Genomic DNA, 17,160 nt, shown 5'->3' on the forward strand with positions numbered 1-17,160 from the left:
TAATCAGTTCAGATAAATTTACAATGCCCCTAATTTTTCATTGACAATAGGAACAAATAAAAATGACTCACCGTTATGATCTCAACAAACAACTGGCACAAATGTTAAAAGGTGGCGTGATTATGGACGTTACCACACCAGAACAAGCACGTATTGCCGAAGAAGCAGGGGCTTGTGCGGTGATGGCGTTAGAGAAGATTCCTGCGGATATTCGAGCGGCAGGTGGTGTATCTCGTATGAGTGATCCTAAAATGATCAAAAGTATTCAAGAGGCGGTTTCTATTCCAGTGATGGCGAAAGTGCGTATTGGACATTTTACCGAAGCACAAATTTTGCAAGCGATTGAAATTGATTATATTGATGAAAGTGAGGTGCTTTCCCCTGCGGACGATACATTCCATATCAACAAACGTGAATTTGATGTGCCGTTTGTGTGTGGTGCAAAAGATTTGGGAGAGGCGTTGCGTCGTATCAATGAAGGGGCGGCAATGATCCGCAGTAAGGGAGAGCCGGGAACAGGCGATGTGGTACAAGCGGTGCGACACTTACGCAAAATGAAACAGGAAATTGCGCGTGTGGCATCACTTTCTACTGATGAGCTGTATCACGCTGCAAAAGAATTACAAGTGCCGTTTGATTTAATTCAATATGTGCATCAACACAAAAAATTACCAGTGGTCACTTTTGCTGCGGGTGGTGTGGCAACCCCTGCCGATGCGGCATTGATGATGCAATTAGGAGCGGAAGGGGTGTTTGTTGGTTCAGGGATTTTTAAATCAGGTGATCCAGCGAAACGTGCACGAGCGATTGTGCAAGCAGTGACTAACTATAACGATGCCAAATTGCTTGCTGAGCTTTCCGAAGATTTAGGCGAAGCAATGGTAGGGATTAACGAGCAAGAAATTGAATTGTTAATGGCGGCACGAGGTATTTAATGAAAATTGCGATTCTTGCTTTGCAAGGGGCATTTGTCGAACATGCTGATAAACTTAAACAATTAGGCGTGGAAAGTGTAGAGATTCGCCAACTTGCCGATTTAAATCAAGATTTTGATGGTTTAATCTTACCCGGAGGGGAATCTACGGTTCAGGGGAAATTACTGCGTGAATTAGGGCTATTTGAACCACTTCGGCAAAAAATCTTGAACGGCTTACCCACACTAGGGACTTGCGCAGGGTTAATTCTACTTGCAGAAAAACTTGCCAATGATGACAAGCAACATTTTGCCACTTTACCCGTCACCGTTAAGCGCAATGCGTACGGTCGTCAATTAGGCTCATTTCTCACTGAAAGTGAAGTAAAACATATCGGCAAAATTCCTCTGCCGTTTATCCGCGCCCCCTATGTGGAAAGCATCGGCGAAGGCGTGGAGATTTTGGCAGAAGTAAGCGGTAACATTGTCGGTGTAAAATGCAAAAACCAAATCGGCATCTCATTTCACCCCGAAGTGAGTGATGATCTACGTTTTCATCGTTATTTTGTGGAGATGTGTAAAAATTGATAAAAACAAGCGATAGGATGCATAACCCCTATCGCTTATTCTTTATACTATAATAACTTGAATGCCTTTCTGTTCAATTCTTTCTTTCATTTCTTCTGAAAGCTGGTTATCGCTAATCACCACATCAATTTTTTCCAAGCCACAGACGATATTTGGGCTTTTACGTCCAAATTTGGTGGAATCAGCAAGTACCACAATTTTCTTTGCTGCACGGCACATAGCGGAACTTACCCCATAGATTTCATTAAACGTGGTTAAGCCAACTTCTAGATCAAAACCATCAGTGCCAATAAATAGCGTGTCAAAGGTAGAATCATTAAAAGCCGATTCGGCAAAATAACCATGAAATGAAGCGGAGCGTTCACGATAAGTGCCACCTGAAATCATTAAATTGTAATTTTTTTTCAGTTGAGTGATTCCATTGATAATATGCAAACTATTTGTCATCACGGTTAAATTATCAAATTTAACCAAATGCGGAATCATTTGTAATACGGTGCTACCTGCATCCATAATAATGGAATCGCCATCATTAATTAGCTCACTGGCTTTTTGCCCTATCTTTTGTTTTTGAAGCAAATTGATATGATTTTTTTGATCGATGCTGGCATCAAATACTTCATCTTGCAAAATGACAACGCTTCCGTAAGTGCGTAACACTTTATTTTGCTGTTCTAGCACGGTGAGATCTTTACGAATGGTTGCCCCAGTTAATTTAAAGTATTCAGCCAATACTTCCACATCGGTTCTACCGTGCTGACTGAGGTAATCTAAAATCTGTTTTTGGCGTTCAATGGGTTTCATTGCTTTTCCTACTGTTAAAAGATTATTCAGTATGAAAATGTTGCCATTAGTTTTGATAAGGAATCTACTCGTTTATCAGCCAAACTAAAACGAGGATCGGCATAATTTGGATTAACAATCACGGTTTGTAACCCCGCTGCTTTCGCAGCAATTAAGCCGGTGACACTGTCTTCAATGACTAAACAATCATTGATATTCACATTCAGCTTTTGCACTGCCGTTAAATAAACCGCTGGGTGAGGTTTGCCATAAGCTTCATCATTTGCACTGCATTGCACACGAAAATAATCCCAAAGATTCAGTTTGTTAAATACCGCTTCAATAATCATCGGGGCTGAAGAGGTCGCCAGTGCGAGCGGAATGTTCTGTTTTTGTAATAAATCCAGTAAGGGATAAAGCCCTTCCATCGCACAACCTTGCGCTAAAATCGCCTCGTAAGCATAGCGCAAAATTTGATTAGCCACTTCTTCTGCATTGGCATTTAATTGGTAACGTTCAATCCAGATATGCGCAATTTGGTCGATACGTTTACCGCGTGTTAAATGCTCACAATCTTGTTCGGTGATTTGTTGCCCAAAAGCATGCAATGTTTTTATTTGTGCTTCAGCCCACATCGGCTCAGAATCAATAATGACGCCGTCCATATCAAAAATAACAGCTTTTATTTGCATACTATTTTCCTTGCGAATTATGACACTTTTTTAGCAAAAAAGATGTGATTTGATTCAAAATTTAGCGAATTAATGCAATTTTTAGTGCATTTTGTAGTGCTTTATTATTGGGAAAGGCTTGTTCAGGCTGAATTTCTGTTAGCGATTTACCCGTTAAAACAGTGGAAAAAGCCGGTTTGGCAAAAACAGAAAAACCCTGCATAGTTAAGCACTCTTGTACAATATTGTGATTATCCACGGCTAAGACGATCACGGCTTTGGGCGTAAAACGCCCCTCATTTCTGCCAACCACCACTTTACCCTTTTTGGCAATCTCTGCATAAGCCTGATTAAATAAACGAATTTGTCGCCAACCAAGTAAAATCTGCAATAACCACATACAGACGGCAAAGCCGATCAAGATAGCAGTAGAACTCATTTTTTCTCCTTAACCGTCAATCATAGAGGGGGGCACCCCTCTATGTCATTAGAACATTACCTGCCCACCAGTAATATTGATGGATTGTCCTGTGCAATACGCGGCTTGCTCGCTGGCATAGAAGCGAAGCACATTTAATACATCTTGGTAATCACATCCTCGTTTTAATGGGACTTTATCAATATAAACCTGCTCCACTTCGCTTTCAGGAATACCCAATTTTTTGGCGTATTGTGGAATCAATGATTGGAACATTGGCGATTTAAGTAAATTACCTAACATTAATGAATGTACGGTGATACCGTGCTCTGCTAAATCAAGGGCTAACGATTGAGTTAAGCCAACTCCGCCAAATTTTGCCGCACTATATCCCGAATTATGCTTACTCCCCACTTTACCTGATTTGGAGTTAATTTGGATAATGCGCCCTTTAATACCATCTCGGATCATTAATCGAGAAAAATGTTTGGCAGAAAGGAAATAGCCAGTTAAATTCACTTTCACAGATAAATCAAAATCTTTCAAATCAAAATCTGTGATTTTGGCTGCTTTGGCTGTCCCTGCACTATATACCACTAAATCTACACGTCCAAATGCCTCATCAGTGGCTTTTGCCATCGCTTCCACGCTGGTCTCATTGGTTGCATCGACTTGTACGCCAATCGCATTTTCTGCACCATATTTGCCATTAATAATGCCCGCAACCGCCTGTGCATTTTCACCATTTAAGTCTGCCACCACAACCCGATAACCACTGTCAGCAAGTCCTTCACTTAAAAAAGCCCCTAAGGTTTGACCACCACCAACAACAACTGCTACTTTTTTCATTTTAAAATCCCTCTTAATTATTTAAAAAGACAAACTCACTGCCTACGCTAATTTCATTTGGCACATCGCCCTGTAAGTGAATAGAACCTGGAAATTGTGCTTCGCTTGCCCCATCAAAAAACAGTGTAATATGCCCAAGTTGAGCTAAGTTTTCTGAGGCGACCTCCCCTACGGCGGTAATAGGATAACGCTTGGCGTTAATCTGTAATTCCCCCCCTACGGCAAGAGGTTGTTTTAAATCATCATGGCTATGCACAAAGCAGTAATCCACAACATCTGCTGGTGCGCCACTTTTAAACATAATCAACATATTGTCTTGCAATGCATCTTGGGCAAAATCGCCAATTTGCTCCACGACCACTTGATAAATAACGCTCATTGTTTTTCCTTATGAATAGATGAAACCAGACACTAACCACGCCACTAATACAGTCGGCGCACCTGTTAAGAAGCGGCTGACTAATACAGATGGCACCCCAACACGCACCGTATCTTGTTTGGCTTCTGCCATAGATAAACCAACGGGGATAAAATCACAGGCCGCTTGCGCATTGATGGCAAAAAGTGCTGGTAGTGCCAAATGCGGCGGAATATTACCTAACCCTATCTGTACCCCAACTAATACGCCAATCACTTGTGCAATGACAGCACCAGGGCCTAAGAATGGTGAAAGCAATGGGAAAGAACAAATTAACGCAAGAGTCACTAAACCGAGTGGATTGGTTGCTAACGGCGTTAATGCATGTGCAATTAAGTCTCCAATACCTGATGCCATAATGATCCCGATCAGGGCTGATACAAACGCCATAAATGGCAAAATGGTTTTTAATACTGTTTCAATGGTTTCACGCCCTGCTTGGTAAAACACCGCAACGACTGATCCCATACCTGTGCCGATTTTTGCCAGCAGACCGTCACTCTGTTCGGTGATTTTTTTGCTACTGTCATACTCACGGTAAGCGGTCGGATTTTCACTATTTTTTGCAGAATTTTCTGTAGATTGCACCGCTTGCACATCATCATCTTTTACATGAATATTGTTTGGTTTTACTGCAGAAACATAAATATCTTCCACAATAAACTGTGCTAACGGGCCAGATTTCCCTGTGGTATGAATGTTGATTGTGGGAATACGGCGTTTTGGATAAAGCCCACAGCGTAACACGCCGCCACAATCAATAATGGCCACCCCGATCTCTTCTTGTGGAGGTTCGCCATCTTTAAAACCGTCTACAGCTTCCCAGCCAGTGAGTTCTACTAAGCGATCAACGATTGCAGGGCGCGTTCCCCCTGTTACATATACAATTTTTTTCCCTTCAACCACAGGGATAGAAAGAGGACCGCCCCAACCGCCATTGCCTTTTTCAATATAAATTACTTTACTCATAGCTTGCTCCTATTTTTTCATTCTGCTTTTATTTTGCAAGATGAACTTCTCGTTCTAATTGAATACCCATTCGTTTCTCAAAAATCTTCGTTGTAAAATCGGTTATCCAACCACGGAAGAAGTTGGTAAATAAACCCACTAAGAAGTAGCTGACGGCTAATGGACCGAGTGGCAAGCCAAGCGTGGTTAAGCCTTGCGCAATACCTAAATAAACAAAAAGCTCACCTGGATTGATATGGGGAAATAAACCGTTCATTGAGTGGCAACTATAAGAGGCCGCCGCATAATAACTTGGTTTATAACGTTCTGGTAAAAAGCGACCTAAACTTAATGTCATTGGATTACAAAATACGAAAGTACCAATTAACGGTAATAAAAAATAACGGGAGAAGGGATTGCCTGAACTGCGTTGTGCCAAGCGTTCAATACGCTCTTGCCCTATAAAATAAATAAGTGCATTCATCACAACTAACAATGAAATCAATAATGGCAAAATGCCAGTCACCATACCGACAAACACCTCACCGCCTTTTTGGAATAGACCGATGAACCACTCGGCTCCTTTGGTAATAGATTCGATCATAACGACCTCCGATTTGATAGATTAGATAGGTTACTTAATGTAACGGTGGGCATGATAGCGTAAATAAAAAAATAAAAATGCGATCCAGATCACAAAATGAAAACAAAATAAAATATTTTTATTTCAAAATGAAACAATGTTAAGGTTATGCAAAAAATTCCCTAAATTTCACCGCTTGCTGTATAATCCACCTCTTTTTTTACTCAGTGGTTCGAAAACCTCCCACGCTAAAAAACTAAGGAACAATATGAACAAACCTAAAAAGGCTGTCGTGATTTTTTCTGGCGGCCAAGATTCAACTACCTGTCTATTTCAGGCAATCAAAGAGTTCGGCAAAGAGAATGTTGAAGTCATCACCTTTCAATATGGGCAACGCCACGTTATTGAATTGGAAAAAGCCAAGTGGATTGCCCAAGATCTTGGTGTAAAACAGACTTTAATTGATACTTCCGTGATCAAAGCTATTACAAGTAATGCGTTGATGTCTGAATCTGAAATCAAGCAAGAAGGCAATACACCAAATACGTTTGTTGATGGTCGCAATGCCTTGTTTCTACTCTACACGGCAATTTATGCCAAAGGCCAAGGCATTCAAACTATTTTTACGGGGGTATGTGAAACTGATTTTAGTGGCTACCCTGACTGCCGAGATGTATTCATCAAATCAATGAATGTGACACTCAATTTAGCGATGGATTACAACTTCAACATTCGCACGCCATTAATGTATCTCACTAAAAAAGAGACGTGGGCATTAGCCGATGAGCTTGGTGCTTTTGATTATATTCGTGAGCATACTCACACTTGCTATTTAGGCGTAGAGGGCGGCTGCCATACTTGTCCAAGTTGCATATTGCGTGAAAAAGGCTTAAACGAATATCTTGCCGAAAAGGAGCAAAACAATGCATAAAATCGCTAAAGAATTTAGTTTTGACATGGCACATATGCTTGATGGACACGATGGTAAATGCCAAAACCTTCATGGTCATACCTATAAATTACAAGTAGAAGTATGTGGCGAGCTGATTGAAAGCGGTGCTAAAAACGGTATGGTGATTGATTTTTCTGATCTCAAAGCCATTGTGAAAAGAGAAATTTTAGATCGGATGGATCATGCTTTTATCTATGATTCCACCTCTGAACGTGAATGCCAAGTGGCAAAGCTCCTTACCGATCTGAAATCCAAAAACTACGGTATTCCTATGCGCACCACTGCTGAAAATATGGCGAAGTATATGTTTGATAAATTAAGCCAAGCGGGATTGCCTGTGAGTTTGATTCGGTTGTGGGAGACGCCTACTTCTTATTGCGAGTACTCAGAATAATTTTTATCGCATTATATTTTGTGTAGGGGCGGACCGATGTGTCCGCCCCAATGCTCAATGAATTAAATGGGCGGACACACTGGTCCGCCCCTACATAAATCAACTAATTATCCTCTGACTATGAATACTCCCCAATACCGAATTGTAGAAATCTTCGAAACCCTTCAAGGCGAAGGCTTTAACACAGGCATGCCGAGCATTTTTATCCGCTTTGGCAAATGCAATCTCGCTTGTCCTTGGTGTGATACCAATTACAACCAATTTGAGATGAAAAGCCTCAATGAAATTATGCAAACCGTGCGGAATTTCACTGCTAAAAATATCATCATCACTGGTGGCGAGCCGACTATCCAGCCAGACTTGGAAATTCTGCTTAATCAGCTCAAAGCCGAAGGCTATTTTATTGCAATTGAAACCAACGGCTTAAAACCTGTGCCGTTGCAAATTGATTACATCGCCACTAGCCCCAAACGACTGTATCAGAAAAACTATCTTAAACACCATATTCCCTATGCGAATGAAGTGCGAATTGTAGTGGACGATGATGTACTCGATTTTTGTGAGCAAATTGAAAACACCATAAAAGCCGAACGCTACTATCTTTCCCCTTGTGAAAAAGATGGTGTGATGAATATGCTTGAAACTATTACCCAGCTAGGCTTATTAAATCAACGCCTAAATAAACCGAAATGGCAGTTGAGTATTCAAACGCACAAGATTGCTGGGATTGAGTAATTTTGTAGATTTTTGGCAAAAATAAACCGCTTGCAACATAACATTACAAGCGGTTTATTTTTATCAAAAATTTGCAAATTAACGCATTGTCACAAACTCTTCCGAGCCGGTTGGGTGGATTGCCACAGTATTATCAAAATCAGCTTTGGTTGCGCCCATTTTGATTGCCACAGCAAAGCCTTGGATCATTTCGTCTACGCCAAAGCCAATTCCGTGTAATCCAACAACTTTTTCATCTTCACCGACGCAGACTAATTTCATTTTGCACGGTTGACGGTGTTGGGTTACCGCGGTGTACATTGCGGTGAATGATGATTTATACACTTTCACATTCTCTGCACCGTATTGCTCAATCGCCTGTGGTTCCGTTAAGCCGACTGTGCCAATAGGAGGGTGGCTGAAAATCACGGTTGGTACAAGATTGTAATCTAAATGCTCGTTCGGTTTATTGTTGAATAAACGTTCAGATAAGCGTCTGCCTGCGGCAACGGCAACAGGGGTGAGTTCAATACCGCCTTCAATAATATCACCTACCGCATAGATATTTGGCACATTGGTGTTTTGGAATTTATCTACTTTAATATAACCTCGAGCATTGGTTTCTACACCTGTAACGTCCAAGTTGATCACATCAGTCGCAGGTTCACGTCCAATTGCCCAAATTAAGGTTTCAACGGTTTGGCTGCGCCCATCTTCTAATTTCACCGTGACGCTACCATCTGCATTTTTCTCGATTTCTTGCGGAATGGCGTGAGTATGTAAGGTGATGCCATCTTGTGCTAACACTTCTAATAAAGTTTCTACAATTAACGGATCTTGATTACGCAATGGTGCATGCTGGCGCACAAATAAATGGGTTTCTACCCCAAAACTATTGAGCACCCCTGCAAGTTCAACGGCAATATAACCCGCCCCGACAATGGCAACGCTTTTCGGTAAGGTATTTAGGGCAAAGACACCATCGGAATCAATACCATACTCTGCTCCTTTGATTGCTGGACGACTTGGTCTGCCCCCTGTGGCAATCAAAATATGATCTGCAGTAACCAGTTCTTTTTTACCGTCTGCATATTCTACTTCAATGGTTTTCGCATCTTTAAAACGAGCGAAGCCGTTTAAAACTTCAACATTATTTTTACCTAACACATTGCCGTAAGAGGTATGAATACGCCCGATATAAGCTTGGCGGCTCTCTACAAGTTTCTCGAAATCAAAGTTTTTCACCTCTAGATCAAAGCCGTAATCAGGTGAATAGCGATGGATTGCTTCGCTAATTTGTGCGCCGTAGAACATCACTTTTTTCGGCACACAGCCAACGTTCACACAAGTGCCCCCTAAATGTTTTGCTTCAATAATCGCACATTTTTTACCATAGCTTGCTGCACGGTTGATTGAGGCGATACCGCCACTGCCGCCACCGATGGCGATGTAGTCATAATGTTTCATAATTTGTTCCTTTGTAATCAAACAAGCGGGCAGATTTTAACGTTTTTTTGCAAAATCTGCCGTTAATTAATCTGATAGCCATCAATGATGGTTAGCAACACTGTTAAGCATTTTATCAATATACGCCATTGCAATCGCAGAAATGACAAATGCCATGTGAATGATCACTTCCCACATCATTTGCGTTTGCGAAAGCTTGTTTGCGTTAATAAATGTCTGTAATAAATGAATTGAAGAAATACTGATAATTGCCATTGAAAGTTTCACCTTCAAAATTGTCGCATTAACGTGGTCTAGCCATTCTGGCTGGTCTGGGTGGTTATCCACATTCAATTTAGACACAAAGGTTTCATACCCGCCTACCACAACCATTACGAGCAAGTTAGCAATCATAACAACATCAATCAAATTCAATACGGCTAACATGATGGTGTCAGAATCCATTTGATTCAAATTGACAATCAGGTGCCAAAGCGATTTAACAAATTTATAAGCATAAACGCCTTGCACCACAATCAAACCAAGGTAAATAGGTAATTGTAGCCAACGGCTGGCAAAGATAATTTTGCTAAAGAGATTTTGATTAAGTTGAGTTTCTGATTGGGACATAGCTTTCCGATAACAATAAATAACAGAGGGCAAATTTTAGCATAAAACATAACGCATTTTGAACATGGGCGTTGTTTGTAATGCAGAAAGAGCAAATGATTATTTGTGCAAAATTAACTCACTATTTACCCGCTTGTTATCATTTCTAAAACTATTTTTTAAAGCCTTTACCATCATTCCACGAAACCGTGTAGGCCAACGGTAATCTAGCACTTGGAATTGCTGGCACTGCGGCTTTCCCCATAGCAATGAGCATCACAGGGGCATAGCGCTTGCTATCAATGTCTAAAGTGGTTAGCACAGCTTGTTTATCGTAAATACCGATAGCGTGAGTATCATAGCCCTTCTCTTTGGCTACCAGCATGAGTTGCATAGCGGCAAGTGAGGTATCTGTAAATACTTGGTCTCGAATGTCTTGCTCACTTAATTGCTGATGCATACTGAGCAGGAAATTATAAGAATTTTGTTTAAAATTCTCGTGCAAACAGCCCTGTTGAATGGAATTATCTAAAATATCCTCCAGCAATAGCTCATAGTGTAAATCAGCTAATACCATAATTAACGCAGCAGCACTTTCACAAGGTGGCCCATTAAAGGCGACTTTATCCAGTAATTTCGCTTTTTGTTCACTATCATCCACCACGACAAATCGCCATGGCTGTAAATTCGCTTTACTTGGCGCTAATTGAGCAAGCGTGAGCATTTCTTCTAATTCCTTACGCGGAATTTTAACGCGATTATTAAACATTTTGATCGTTTTGCGTTGTGAAATCGCCTCAATTAGTTTCATTTTTCTCTCCATCGTAAAATAATCATGGCCGTTCAGTCTATGTCAAACGTTTAACTTGCCCAAGCCTCTTCCGTTAAGCTTTTACCAAAATGGCTTTCAATCAATCTCATTGTCAATGGGTGCTGCGGATTAAGTAAAATATCCTTAGTTTTGCCATACTCTACAACTTCCCCACGATCCATCACCATTAATTTATCCGACAAATGTTTAATTAAGCCAAGATTTTGACCGACATAAAGGTAGGAAAGCCCCAACCGTTCCTGTAATGATAACAGTAGATTAGTCAATTGGCTTTTTACAGAAAAATCTAATGCCGTTAAAGTGTCATCTACAATAATGATATCGGGATGTAAAATAAGCGCTCTCGCCAATGCAACGCGCTGTTTTTGACTATTTGATGCATCAAAAATAGGAATAAGTGAATGTTCAGGATACAGCCCAACCAATTTTAATGTCTGAAAAATACGTTGATTACGTTCTTCTTCATTCAACTGGGTTGCCAGCTTTAGAGGGAGTTCTAGAATTTGTCCTATATTTAAGTTTGGATCAAAAGCGTCATTGGGATCTTGAAAAATCATGCGAATATGCTTAGCACGCGTTTTATAATCACCGTATGTCAATGCCATATTCTTCAATAACATCTCGCCTGCTGTTGGTTCAACAATCCCAGCTATCATCTTTACTAAAGTTGATTTCCCTGCACCATTATCGCCAATAACAGCAAGCGTCTCTTGGTAATTTAGGCTAAAAGAGACATTTTTGACTGCATAAAAATCTTGTTTACGAAAAAGGGAGATACGGTCAGTAAAACGTTTATTGAGATTGCGAACTTCAAGTAGTGGCATATTTTATGAAGATAAATAAGTTTAAGTCTATTATAAGTTAAAAGCCCCATCTGGCGATAGGGCTTTGTCTGCTTAACGATTATTTGCCATCCCAAGCACGAATAATACGGTGACGTGCTTCAGATTTACCTTTGGCATCTAATCCCCAGTAATTTTCTGCGATGCCGCCTTCCCAGCCACCATAGTTAGGGTTTGGTAATACAATGAATTTTGTACCGAATAATTTGCTATTTTTATCTGCGAACGCTCTACGCTCTGCATTTACTTTACCATACACTTCATTACCAAAATCATCTAAGTTATCGCCCACATAAAGTACGATTTCGTAGCCTTGTTTCTCAATTTCATCAAAACGTGCCTGCTTAGCAGATTTATCTTTTTTCAGATATAAGGTTTCTTCACTAACCCCCTTGAAACCTAGTTTATTCATATCATCAATCGTTCCCGCTTTTTCAGTACTATCTTTGCGGTTAGAGACATAGAATACTTTTCCACCATGGCTATTTACGTAGTTATTAAACTCTACCGCACCAGCAATTGCTAACGTTTGACGGGCATTAACCCATTGCGTCCAAGTTTCTGAACCAAATGGTTGGTTATTTTTAATTTGCCACCCCGCATAAGCGCTGTTATCTACCATTGTTTCATCTAAATCTACGGCTACCGCTTTTTTCTTGCCTTTTTTCACTTTAGCATTATCAAAAGCAACTTTTGCAGTATTAAATGCTTGATAAGCAAGTGCTTGATACTCGCCTGAATCCTGCATCCAGTTAACACCTAATACAGCATGCTGTTGCAAACGTGCATCATCCGTCATATTTGACGATGAACAGCCTGCTAAAGCTAAAGCAGAAATGATGGCAAGAGAAGTTATTTTTAGTGTTTTCATAGTGTTGTCCTCTGTGATTTCAGATGATAAAAGACCGCTTTTACAAGCGGTCAGTTTGTGGCAGAAATCTGCCAAATCGGTTATAGCACATCAATACAGTTTAGATCTTCAAAAGATTGTTCTAAACGTTTAGACATGGACTCTTCCATTTTGCGTAACCATACACGTGGATCGTAGTATTTTTTGTTCGGTGAATCAGGGCCTTCTGGGTTACCTAATTGACCTTGTAAATAGTCTTTATTCGCATTGTAGAAGTCTAAAATACCTTTCCAAGATGCCCATTGAGTATCAGTATCAATGTTCATTTTGATTGCACCGTAGCTGATTGCTTCACGGATCTCTTCACGGCTAGAGCCTGAACCACCGTGGAATACAAAATCTAACGCGTTGTGCGGTAAGCCACGTTCAGCGGATACGAATTTTTGTGAATCACCTAAAATAGATGGTTTTAATTTCACATTACCTGGTTTGTAAACGCCGTGTACGTTACCAAATGCTGCTGCGATAGTGAAACGTTTACTGATTGGGCTTAAGCTGTCATAAACGAATAAAACTTCGCTTGGCTGGGTATATAGGCGTGCTTCATCAACATCTGAGTTATCTACGCCATCTTCTTCACCACCGGTGATCCCGATTTCAATTTCCAAAGTCATACCCATTTTTTCCATGCGAGCAAGGTAACCTTTACAGATTTCCATATTCTCTTCGATTGGTTCTTCTGAAAGGTCAATCATATGTGAAGAGAAGAGTGGACGACCAGTTGCGGCAAATTCCGCTTCGCTCGCATCTAATAAACCATCGATCCAAGGAAGTAATTTTTTCGCTGCGTGGTCAGTATGAAGAATTACAGGCACGCCATACTCTTTAGCAAGAGTGTGAACATGACGAGCACCTGCGATTGCCCCTAATACATCTGGACGAGCACCGCTAGTTGGCTTAATACCTTTACCTGCATAGAATTGTGCACCACCATTTGAGAATTGGATAATCACAGGTGCTTTAACACGTGCTGCAGTTTCTAACACTGCGTTTACAGAATCCGTACCCACACAGTTTACTGCTGGGATTGCAAAGTTGTGTTCTTTTGCATAAGCGAAAACTTTCTGTACATCATCGCCTACTAATACGCCTGCTGGCACTAAGTCTAATAATTTAGCCATTTTAATTTTCCTTTTTATGTTTTAAATTTGGATCGTAGGGGCGTACTACGTACGCCCTCTTTAAATCTCCCCTCTTATCCCCTCTTTTTCAAAGAGGGGACGATCAGCCATCTGTTTGGAAATGCACTGAACGACATACTCATTTGTCCGGTCCCCTCCTCTCTGAGCAAGAGGGGGAGGGGGAGATTTTAAAAACTACCCATTTGCACGTTTTTCTAAAATTTCCACCGCTGGTAACACTTTGCCTTCTACAAATTCTAAGAATGCACCGCCACCTGTTGAGATGTAGGAAATTTTATCTTTGATACCAAACATATCAATTGCTGCAAGAGTATCACCGCCACCTGCGATAGAGAATGCACCATTTGCCGTTGCATCAACAATCGCCTGTGCTACCACTTCTGTTCCTTTGCGGAAGTTCGGGAACTCAAATACGCCCACAGGACCATTCCAAAGAATGGTTTTTGCATTGCGAATAATTTCAGCGAGTTGCTCAGCAGATTGATCGCCAATATCAAAAATAGAATCATCTTCGGCGACAGCATTAACTGCTTTGTGTTCAGCTGGTGCCGTTTCAGAAAATTCTTTACCCACACGCACATCAACTGGCACTGGAATGTTGGTTGCTTTTGATAAACGCTGTGCTTCTGGGATTAAATCTGCTTCGTATAAAGATTTACCTACATTATGGCCTTCAGCTGCAATGAAGGTATTTGCGATACCACCGCCCACGATAAGTTGGTCAGCGATTTTTGAAAGGCTGTCTAAAACCGTTAATTTAGTAGAAACTTTTGAACCACCTACAATCGCAAGCATTGGGCGTTGTGGCTCTTTTAATGCTTTGCCAAGCGCGTCTAATTCTGCTGCTAATAAGGGACCAGCACAAGCAACTGGTGCATATTCTGCAACACCGTAAGTTGATGCTTGCGCACGGTGTGCGGTACCAAATGCGTCCATCACAAATACATCACAAAGTGCTGCGTATTTTTTACCTAACTCAGGGTCGTTTTTCTTCTCGCCTTTGTTAATACGCACATTTTCTAATACGACGATTTCATTTTCGTTGACTTCTACGCCGTCTAAGTAATCACGCACTAAACGTACTGGTACATCTAATGCTTTGTTTAAATAATCCACCACTGGTTGTAATGAGTCTTTCTCTTCAAACACGCCTTCAGTTGGACGACCTAAGTGAGAAGTAACCATCACTTTCGCACCTTTTTGAAGAGCCAGCTTTAAGGTAGGAATAGTTGCACGGATACGCGCATCAGATGTGACTACACCATCTTTTACCGGTACGTTAAGATCTGCACGGATAAAAAGACGCTTGCCTGCGAGGTCAAGATCAGCCATTTTGATTACGGACATAGTATGTTCCTCATTAAGATTGAAAATAAAACGGGCGGATTATAACAGTTTCTGCCCGTTCTGAATGAAACTAGATCAAATTATTGCGTTTTTTTCCAATTTTTTTATTAGAAAAAATAAATCCAGAAATTTAAATCCAGAATAGATAGCCATAAGTCGCAATAACCAAAATGCAAATTAAGTTCAGCCAAATACCAGCCTTAATCATTTCACGCTGTTTTACCTGACCAGTACCAAAAACAATTGCATTTGGCGGAGTTGCAACAGGCAACATAAAGGCACAAGAAGCACCTAAACCAATAATTAAAGCAAGCCCAATTGGTGGCATACCTAAAGCTTCTGCAATTGAAATAAAAATAGGAACAAGCAATGCAGCACTAGCCGTATTTGAAGTAAATTCCGTCAAGAACACAATAAATGCTGCAACCAATAAACCAATAATATAGTAATGGCCACCTTCAATCACGGCAACTAAACCATCTGCCATGACTTTGCTTGCCCCCGTTTTACCTAATACAGCACTGAGAGTTAAGCCACCACCAAAGAGAAAAAGAACGCCCCATTCAGTATTTCTTTGAATTTGTTCCCAATCTACGACACGCGCAATACAGAGTAATACCGCAGCAAGAATTGCAACAATACTATCAAATGCACCAATACTCTTTACGCCAAATACAGCTGATAAAATGGGGTTTATTTTTGAACTAAACACCCAGCACACAGCAATAAACAAGAAAATAGCGAGAGTGATGACGCGTTGAGTATTAAACTCAATCTGCTCAAATTCAAAACTAAAGCGGCTATTAAGATTTGGCTTAAATACAATGTATATAGTACCAAATACAATAGGTAACAAAATGAGCATAACAGGTAAGCCATAGCCTAACCAGTCGGAAAAGGTTAAATGTAAATTCGAGGCAACAATTGCATTTGGTGGACTTCCAACCAATGTGCCCATTCCCCCAATACTGGCACTATAAGCAATACCAAGTAGCACAAACACATAAGTATTATGCTCTTTTTCTTGATCCATTTTGCTTAAAATTCCCATTGCTAATGGCAACATCATTGCTGCAGTCGCAGTATTACTAATCCACATAGACAAAATAGCTGTCACTGCCATCAAATATAAAACCGCTAAAGAAAGCTTACCCATTGCTAAACGCATAATGGCATTTGCAATCATTCTGTCGAGTTTTTGTACATGCAATGCCGTTGCTAACGCAAAACCACCAAAAAATAAAAAGATTGTAGGATCGGCAAAACTTGCTAGAGCATCTTTAGAACTTACAAGACCTAAGCAAACAGCTAATAGAGGGATAATTAGTGCAGTGATTGTGACGTGTATAGCCTCGGTTAACCACAATACAGCAACGAATGCTAATAATGCTAAGCCTTTATTTGCTTCTGGAGCAAAAGGCAATGTATTAAGCAACACAAAAAACAGAATAATATCAGCAACAAGTATTAGCCCATTTCTGATAGGAGCATTCCACTCTTGTAATGGATTGGTCGATGACATAACGCCTCCTAAATAATTAACGTTCTAATTACAAAAACGGCACAATCCGCACATTGGCAGATTGCACCGTATCTTTTACGATTGCTGTTTAGCAATCTTCTCTCTCGCCAACGATTTCTTGGCAATTTTTAATGTTTGTTGCAATTCACGTTTACTTTGCCAAATTAATAAGCCCATTGCAGCAAAAGTAATACCATAGGCAAGCCATACATAAAAGCCATAGCCCCCCATTGCGAAAAAATCACTGATTGAATCAAACTGAAATTTCATTCTTGCTCC

At 40.5% G+C, this 17,160-nt stretch carries 21 protein-coding genes and 1 riboswitch; of the genes, 5 read left to right on the top strand and 16 right to left on the bottom strand.

Features of this window, described 5'->3' with window-relative positions; all coding sequences use genetic code 11:
* Positions 1-62 precede the first annotated feature (62 nt).
* Positions 63-935 (top strand): pyridoxal 5'-phosphate synthase lyase subunit PdxS, encoded by an 873-nt coding sequence (gene pdxS / locus F542_RS07040; protein ID WP_025267177.1) that lies wholly within the window; start codon positions 63-65, stop codon positions 933-935.
* Entirely contained in the window at positions 935-1,501 is a 567-nt protein-coding gene (gene pdxT, locus F542_RS07045; protein WP_025267178.1) for a pyridoxal 5'-phosphate synthase glutaminase subunit PdxT, read from the top strand. Before pdxS ends, pdxT begins: the two co-directional genes overlap by 1 nt.
* Before the next feature lie 42 nt (positions 1,502-1,543).
* On the opposite strand, the gene srlR is transcribed toward pdxT, so the two are convergent.
* From srlR to srlA, 7 genes are all read right to left on the bottom strand, one after another.
* A complete protein-coding gene (gene srlR / locus F542_RS07050; protein WP_015432196.1) occupies positions 1,544-2,305 on the bottom strand; it encodes a glucitol operon DNA-binding transcriptional repressor SrlR in 762 nt (253 codons plus the stop codon).
* A gap of 26 nt (positions 2,306-2,331) precedes the next feature.
* Complete coding sequence (gene hxpB / locus F542_RS07055) at positions 2,332-2,976, bottom strand: hexitol phosphatase HxpB (protein ID WP_025267179.1); 645 nt, start codon at positions 2,974-2,976, stop codon at positions 2,332-2,334.
* Between the two features lie 61 nt (positions 2,977-3,037).
* Positions 3,038-3,394: a transcriptional regulator GutM gene (locus F542_RS07060; RefSeq protein ID WP_025267180.1), complete on the bottom strand. Its 357-nt coding sequence runs from the start codon at positions 3,392-3,394 to the stop codon at positions 3,038-3,040.
* A gap of 48 nt (positions 3,395-3,442) precedes the next feature.
* On the bottom strand, positions 3,443-4,222 hold the full coding sequence (gene srlD, locus F542_RS07065; RefSeq protein ID WP_015432193.1) for a sorbitol-6-phosphate dehydrogenase: 780 nt from the start codon (positions 4,220-4,222) through the stop codon (positions 3,443-3,445).
* Between the two features lie 13 nt (positions 4,223-4,235).
* Positions 4,236-4,601, bottom strand: a complete 366-nt coding sequence (srlB, locus tag F542_RS07070; RefSeq protein WP_015432192.1) for a PTS glucitol/sorbitol transporter subunit IIA — start codon at positions 4,599-4,601, stop codon at positions 4,236-4,238.
* A 9-nt stretch (positions 4,602-4,610) separates the two neighbouring features.
* A complete protein-coding gene (srlE, locus tag F542_RS07075) occupies positions 4,611-5,609 on the bottom strand; it encodes a PTS glucitol/sorbitol transporter subunit IIB (RefSeq protein ID WP_015432191.1) in 999 nt (332 codons plus the stop codon).
* A gap of 28 nt (positions 5,610-5,637) precedes the next feature.
* Positions 5,638-6,192 (bottom strand): PTS glucitol/sorbitol transporter subunit IIC, encoded by a 555-nt coding sequence (gene srlA, locus F542_RS07080; protein ID WP_025267181.1) that lies wholly within the window; start codon positions 6,190-6,192, stop codon positions 5,638-5,640.
* 200 nt (positions 6,193-6,392) lie between these two features.
* Positions 6,393-6,437: riboswitch (PreQ1 riboswitch) on the top strand.
* Between the two features lie 2 nt (positions 6,438-6,439).
* On the opposite strand from srlA, the gene queC reads away from it, so the two are divergent.
* From queC to F542_RS07095, 3 genes are all read left to right on the top strand, one after another.
* Positions 6,440-7,102, top strand: coding sequence for a 7-cyano-7-deazaguanine synthase QueC (gene queC / locus F542_RS07085; protein WP_015432189.1), 663 nt, complete (start codon positions 6,440-6,442; stop codon positions 7,100-7,102).
* Positions 7,095-7,517, top strand: a complete 423-nt coding sequence (gene queD / locus F542_RS07090; protein WP_015432188.1) for a 6-carboxytetrahydropterin synthase QueD — start codon at positions 7,095-7,097, stop codon at positions 7,515-7,517. The genes queC and queD overlap by 8 nt, the downstream gene beginning before the upstream one ends.
* 120 nt (positions 7,518-7,637) lie before the next feature.
* Positions 7,638-8,252 carry a 7-carboxy-7-deazaguanine synthase QueE gene (locus F542_RS07095; RefSeq protein WP_015432187.1) on the top strand — a complete coding sequence of 205 codons (615 nt, stop codon included), beginning with the start codon at positions 7,638-7,640 and terminating at the stop codon, positions 8,250-8,252.
* A 78-nt stretch (positions 8,253-8,330) separates the two neighbouring features.
* Here F542_RS07095 and gorA read toward each other — a convergent pair whose 3' ends face one another.
* The 9 genes from gorA to ccmD all read right to left on the bottom strand — a co-directional run bounded on the left by gorA (position 8,331) and on the right by ccmD (position 17,151).
* Positions 8,331-9,701 (bottom strand): glutathione-disulfide reductase, encoded by a 1,371-nt coding sequence (gene gorA / locus F542_RS07100; RefSeq protein ID WP_025267182.1) that lies wholly within the window; start codon positions 9,699-9,701, stop codon positions 8,331-8,333.
* A gap of 78 nt (positions 9,702-9,779) precedes the next feature.
* Positions 9,780-10,307 (bottom strand): TIGR00645 family protein, encoded by a 528-nt coding sequence (locus F542_RS07105; RefSeq protein ID WP_015432185.1) that lies wholly within the window; start codon positions 10,305-10,307, stop codon positions 9,780-9,782.
* Between the two features lie 151 nt (positions 10,308-10,458).
* The gene (locus tag F542_RS07110; RefSeq protein WP_025267183.1) at positions 10,459-11,097 is read right to left on the bottom strand and encodes a nitroreductase family protein; all 639 of its coding nucleotides are present in this window, start codon (positions 11,095-11,097) and stop codon (positions 10,459-10,461) included.
* 50 nt (positions 11,098-11,147) lie between these two features.
* Positions 11,148-11,942, bottom strand: coding sequence for a peptide ABC transporter ATP-binding protein (locus F542_RS07115; protein WP_015432183.1), 795 nt, complete (start codon positions 11,940-11,942; stop codon positions 11,148-11,150).
* A gap of 79 nt (positions 11,943-12,021) precedes the next feature.
* Entirely contained in the window at positions 12,022-12,831 is an 810-nt protein-coding gene (locus F542_RS07120; RefSeq protein ID WP_025267184.1) for a 5'-nucleotidase, lipoprotein e(P4) family, read from the bottom strand.
* 80 nt (positions 12,832-12,911) lie between these two features.
* Positions 12,912-13,991 carry a class II fructose-bisphosphate aldolase gene (gene fbaA / locus F542_RS07125; protein WP_015432181.1) on the bottom strand — a complete coding sequence of 360 codons (1,080 nt, stop codon included), beginning with the start codon at positions 13,989-13,991 and terminating at the stop codon, positions 12,912-12,914.
* Between the two features lie 195 nt (positions 13,992-14,186).
* A complete protein-coding gene (locus tag F542_RS07130; protein ID WP_025267185.1) occupies positions 14,187-15,359 on the bottom strand; it encodes a phosphoglycerate kinase in 1,173 nt (390 codons plus the stop codon).
* 130 nt (positions 15,360-15,489) lie between these two features.
* Positions 15,490-16,881, bottom strand: coding sequence for a DASS family sodium-coupled anion symporter (locus F542_RS07135; RefSeq protein WP_015432179.1), 1,392 nt, complete (start codon positions 16,879-16,881; stop codon positions 15,490-15,492).
* A gap of 75 nt (positions 16,882-16,956) precedes the next feature.
* Positions 16,957-17,151: a heme exporter protein CcmD gene (gene ccmD / locus F542_RS07140; protein ID WP_015432178.1), complete on the bottom strand. Its 195-nt coding sequence runs from the start codon at positions 17,149-17,151 to the stop codon at positions 16,957-16,959.
* Positions 17,152-17,160: the final 9 nt, after the last annotated feature.

Origin of the sequence: Bibersteinia trehalosi USDA-ARS-USMARC-188 (assembly GCF_000521725.1) — a bacterium.
Lineage (GTDB): Bacteria > Pseudomonadota > Gammaproteobacteria > Enterobacterales > Pasteurellaceae > Bibersteinia > Bibersteinia trehalosi.

What these genes read in the sequence shown, in the direction of transcription:
- F542_RS07095 (WP_015432187.1), top strand. Translation starts at nt 7,638, where the DNA reads ATGAATACTCCCCAATACCGAATTGTAGAAATCTTCGAAACCCTTCAA.
- srlB (WP_015432192.1), bottom strand. Translation starts at nt 4,601, where the DNA reads ATGAGCGTTATTTATCAAGTGGTCGTGGAGCAAATTGGCGATTTTGCC.
- srlA (WP_025267181.1), bottom strand. Translation starts at nt 6,192, where the DNA reads ATGATCGAATCTATTACCAAAGGAGCCGAGTGGTTCATCGGTCTATTC.
- queC (WP_015432189.1), top strand. Translation starts at nt 6,440, where the DNA reads ATGAACAAACCTAAAAAGGCTGTCGTGATTTTTTCTGGCGGCCAAGAT.
- F542_RS07135 (WP_015432179.1), bottom strand. Translation starts at nt 16,881, where the DNA reads ATGTCATCGACCAATCCATTACAAGAGTGGAATGCTCCTATCAGAAAT.
- ccmD (WP_015432178.1), bottom strand. Translation starts at nt 17,151, where the DNA reads ATGAAATTTCAGTTTGATTCAATCAGTGATTTTTTCGCAATGGGGGGC.
- F542_RS07115 (WP_015432183.1), bottom strand. Translation starts at nt 11,942, where the DNA reads ATGCCACTACTTGAAGTTCGCAATCTCAATAAACGTTTTACTGACCGT.
- srlD (WP_015432193.1), bottom strand. Translation starts at nt 4,222, where the DNA reads ATGAAAAAAGTAGCAGTTGTTGTTGGTGGTGGTCAAACCTTAGGGGCT.
- pdxT (WP_025267178.1), top strand. Translation starts at nt 935, where the DNA reads ATGAAAATTGCGATTCTTGCTTTGCAAGGGGCATTTGTCGAACATGCT.
- srlE (WP_015432191.1), bottom strand. Translation starts at nt 5,609, where the DNA reads ATGAGTAAAGTAATTTATATTGAAAAAGGCAATGGCGGTTGGGGCGGT.
- queD (WP_015432188.1), top strand. Translation starts at nt 7,095, where the DNA reads ATGCATAAAATCGCTAAAGAATTTAGTTTTGACATGGCACATATGCTT.
- F542_RS07105 (WP_015432185.1), bottom strand. Translation starts at nt 10,307, where the DNA reads ATGTCCCAATCAGAAACTCAACTTAATCAAAATCTCTTTAGCAAAATT.
- pdxS (WP_025267177.1), top strand. Translation starts at nt 63, where the DNA reads ATGACTCACCGTTATGATCTCAACAAACAACTGGCACAAATGTTAAAA.
- hxpB (WP_025267179.1), bottom strand. Translation starts at nt 2,976, where the DNA reads ATGCAAATAAAAGCTGTTATTTTTGATATGGACGGCGTCATTATTGAT.
- fbaA (WP_015432181.1), bottom strand. Translation starts at nt 13,991, where the DNA reads ATGGCTAAATTATTAGACTTAGTGCCAGCAGGCGTATTAGTAGGCGAT.
- srlR (WP_015432196.1), bottom strand. Translation starts at nt 2,305, where the DNA reads ATGAAACCCATTGAACGCCAAAAACAGATTTTAGATTACCTCAGTCAG.
- F542_RS07130 (WP_025267185.1), bottom strand. Translation starts at nt 15,359, where the DNA reads ATGTCCGTAATCAAAATGGCTGATCTTGACCTCGCAGGCAAGCGTCTT.
- F542_RS07110 (WP_025267183.1), bottom strand. Translation starts at nt 11,097, where the DNA reads ATGAAACTAATTGAGGCGATTTCACAACGCAAAACGATCAAAATGTTT.
- F542_RS07060 (WP_025267180.1), bottom strand. Translation starts at nt 3,394, where the DNA reads ATGAGTTCTACTGCTATCTTGATCGGCTTTGCCGTCTGTATGTGGTTA.
- F542_RS07120 (WP_025267184.1), bottom strand. Translation starts at nt 12,831, where the DNA reads ATGAAAACACTAAAAATAACTTCTCTTGCCATCATTTCTGCTTTAGCT.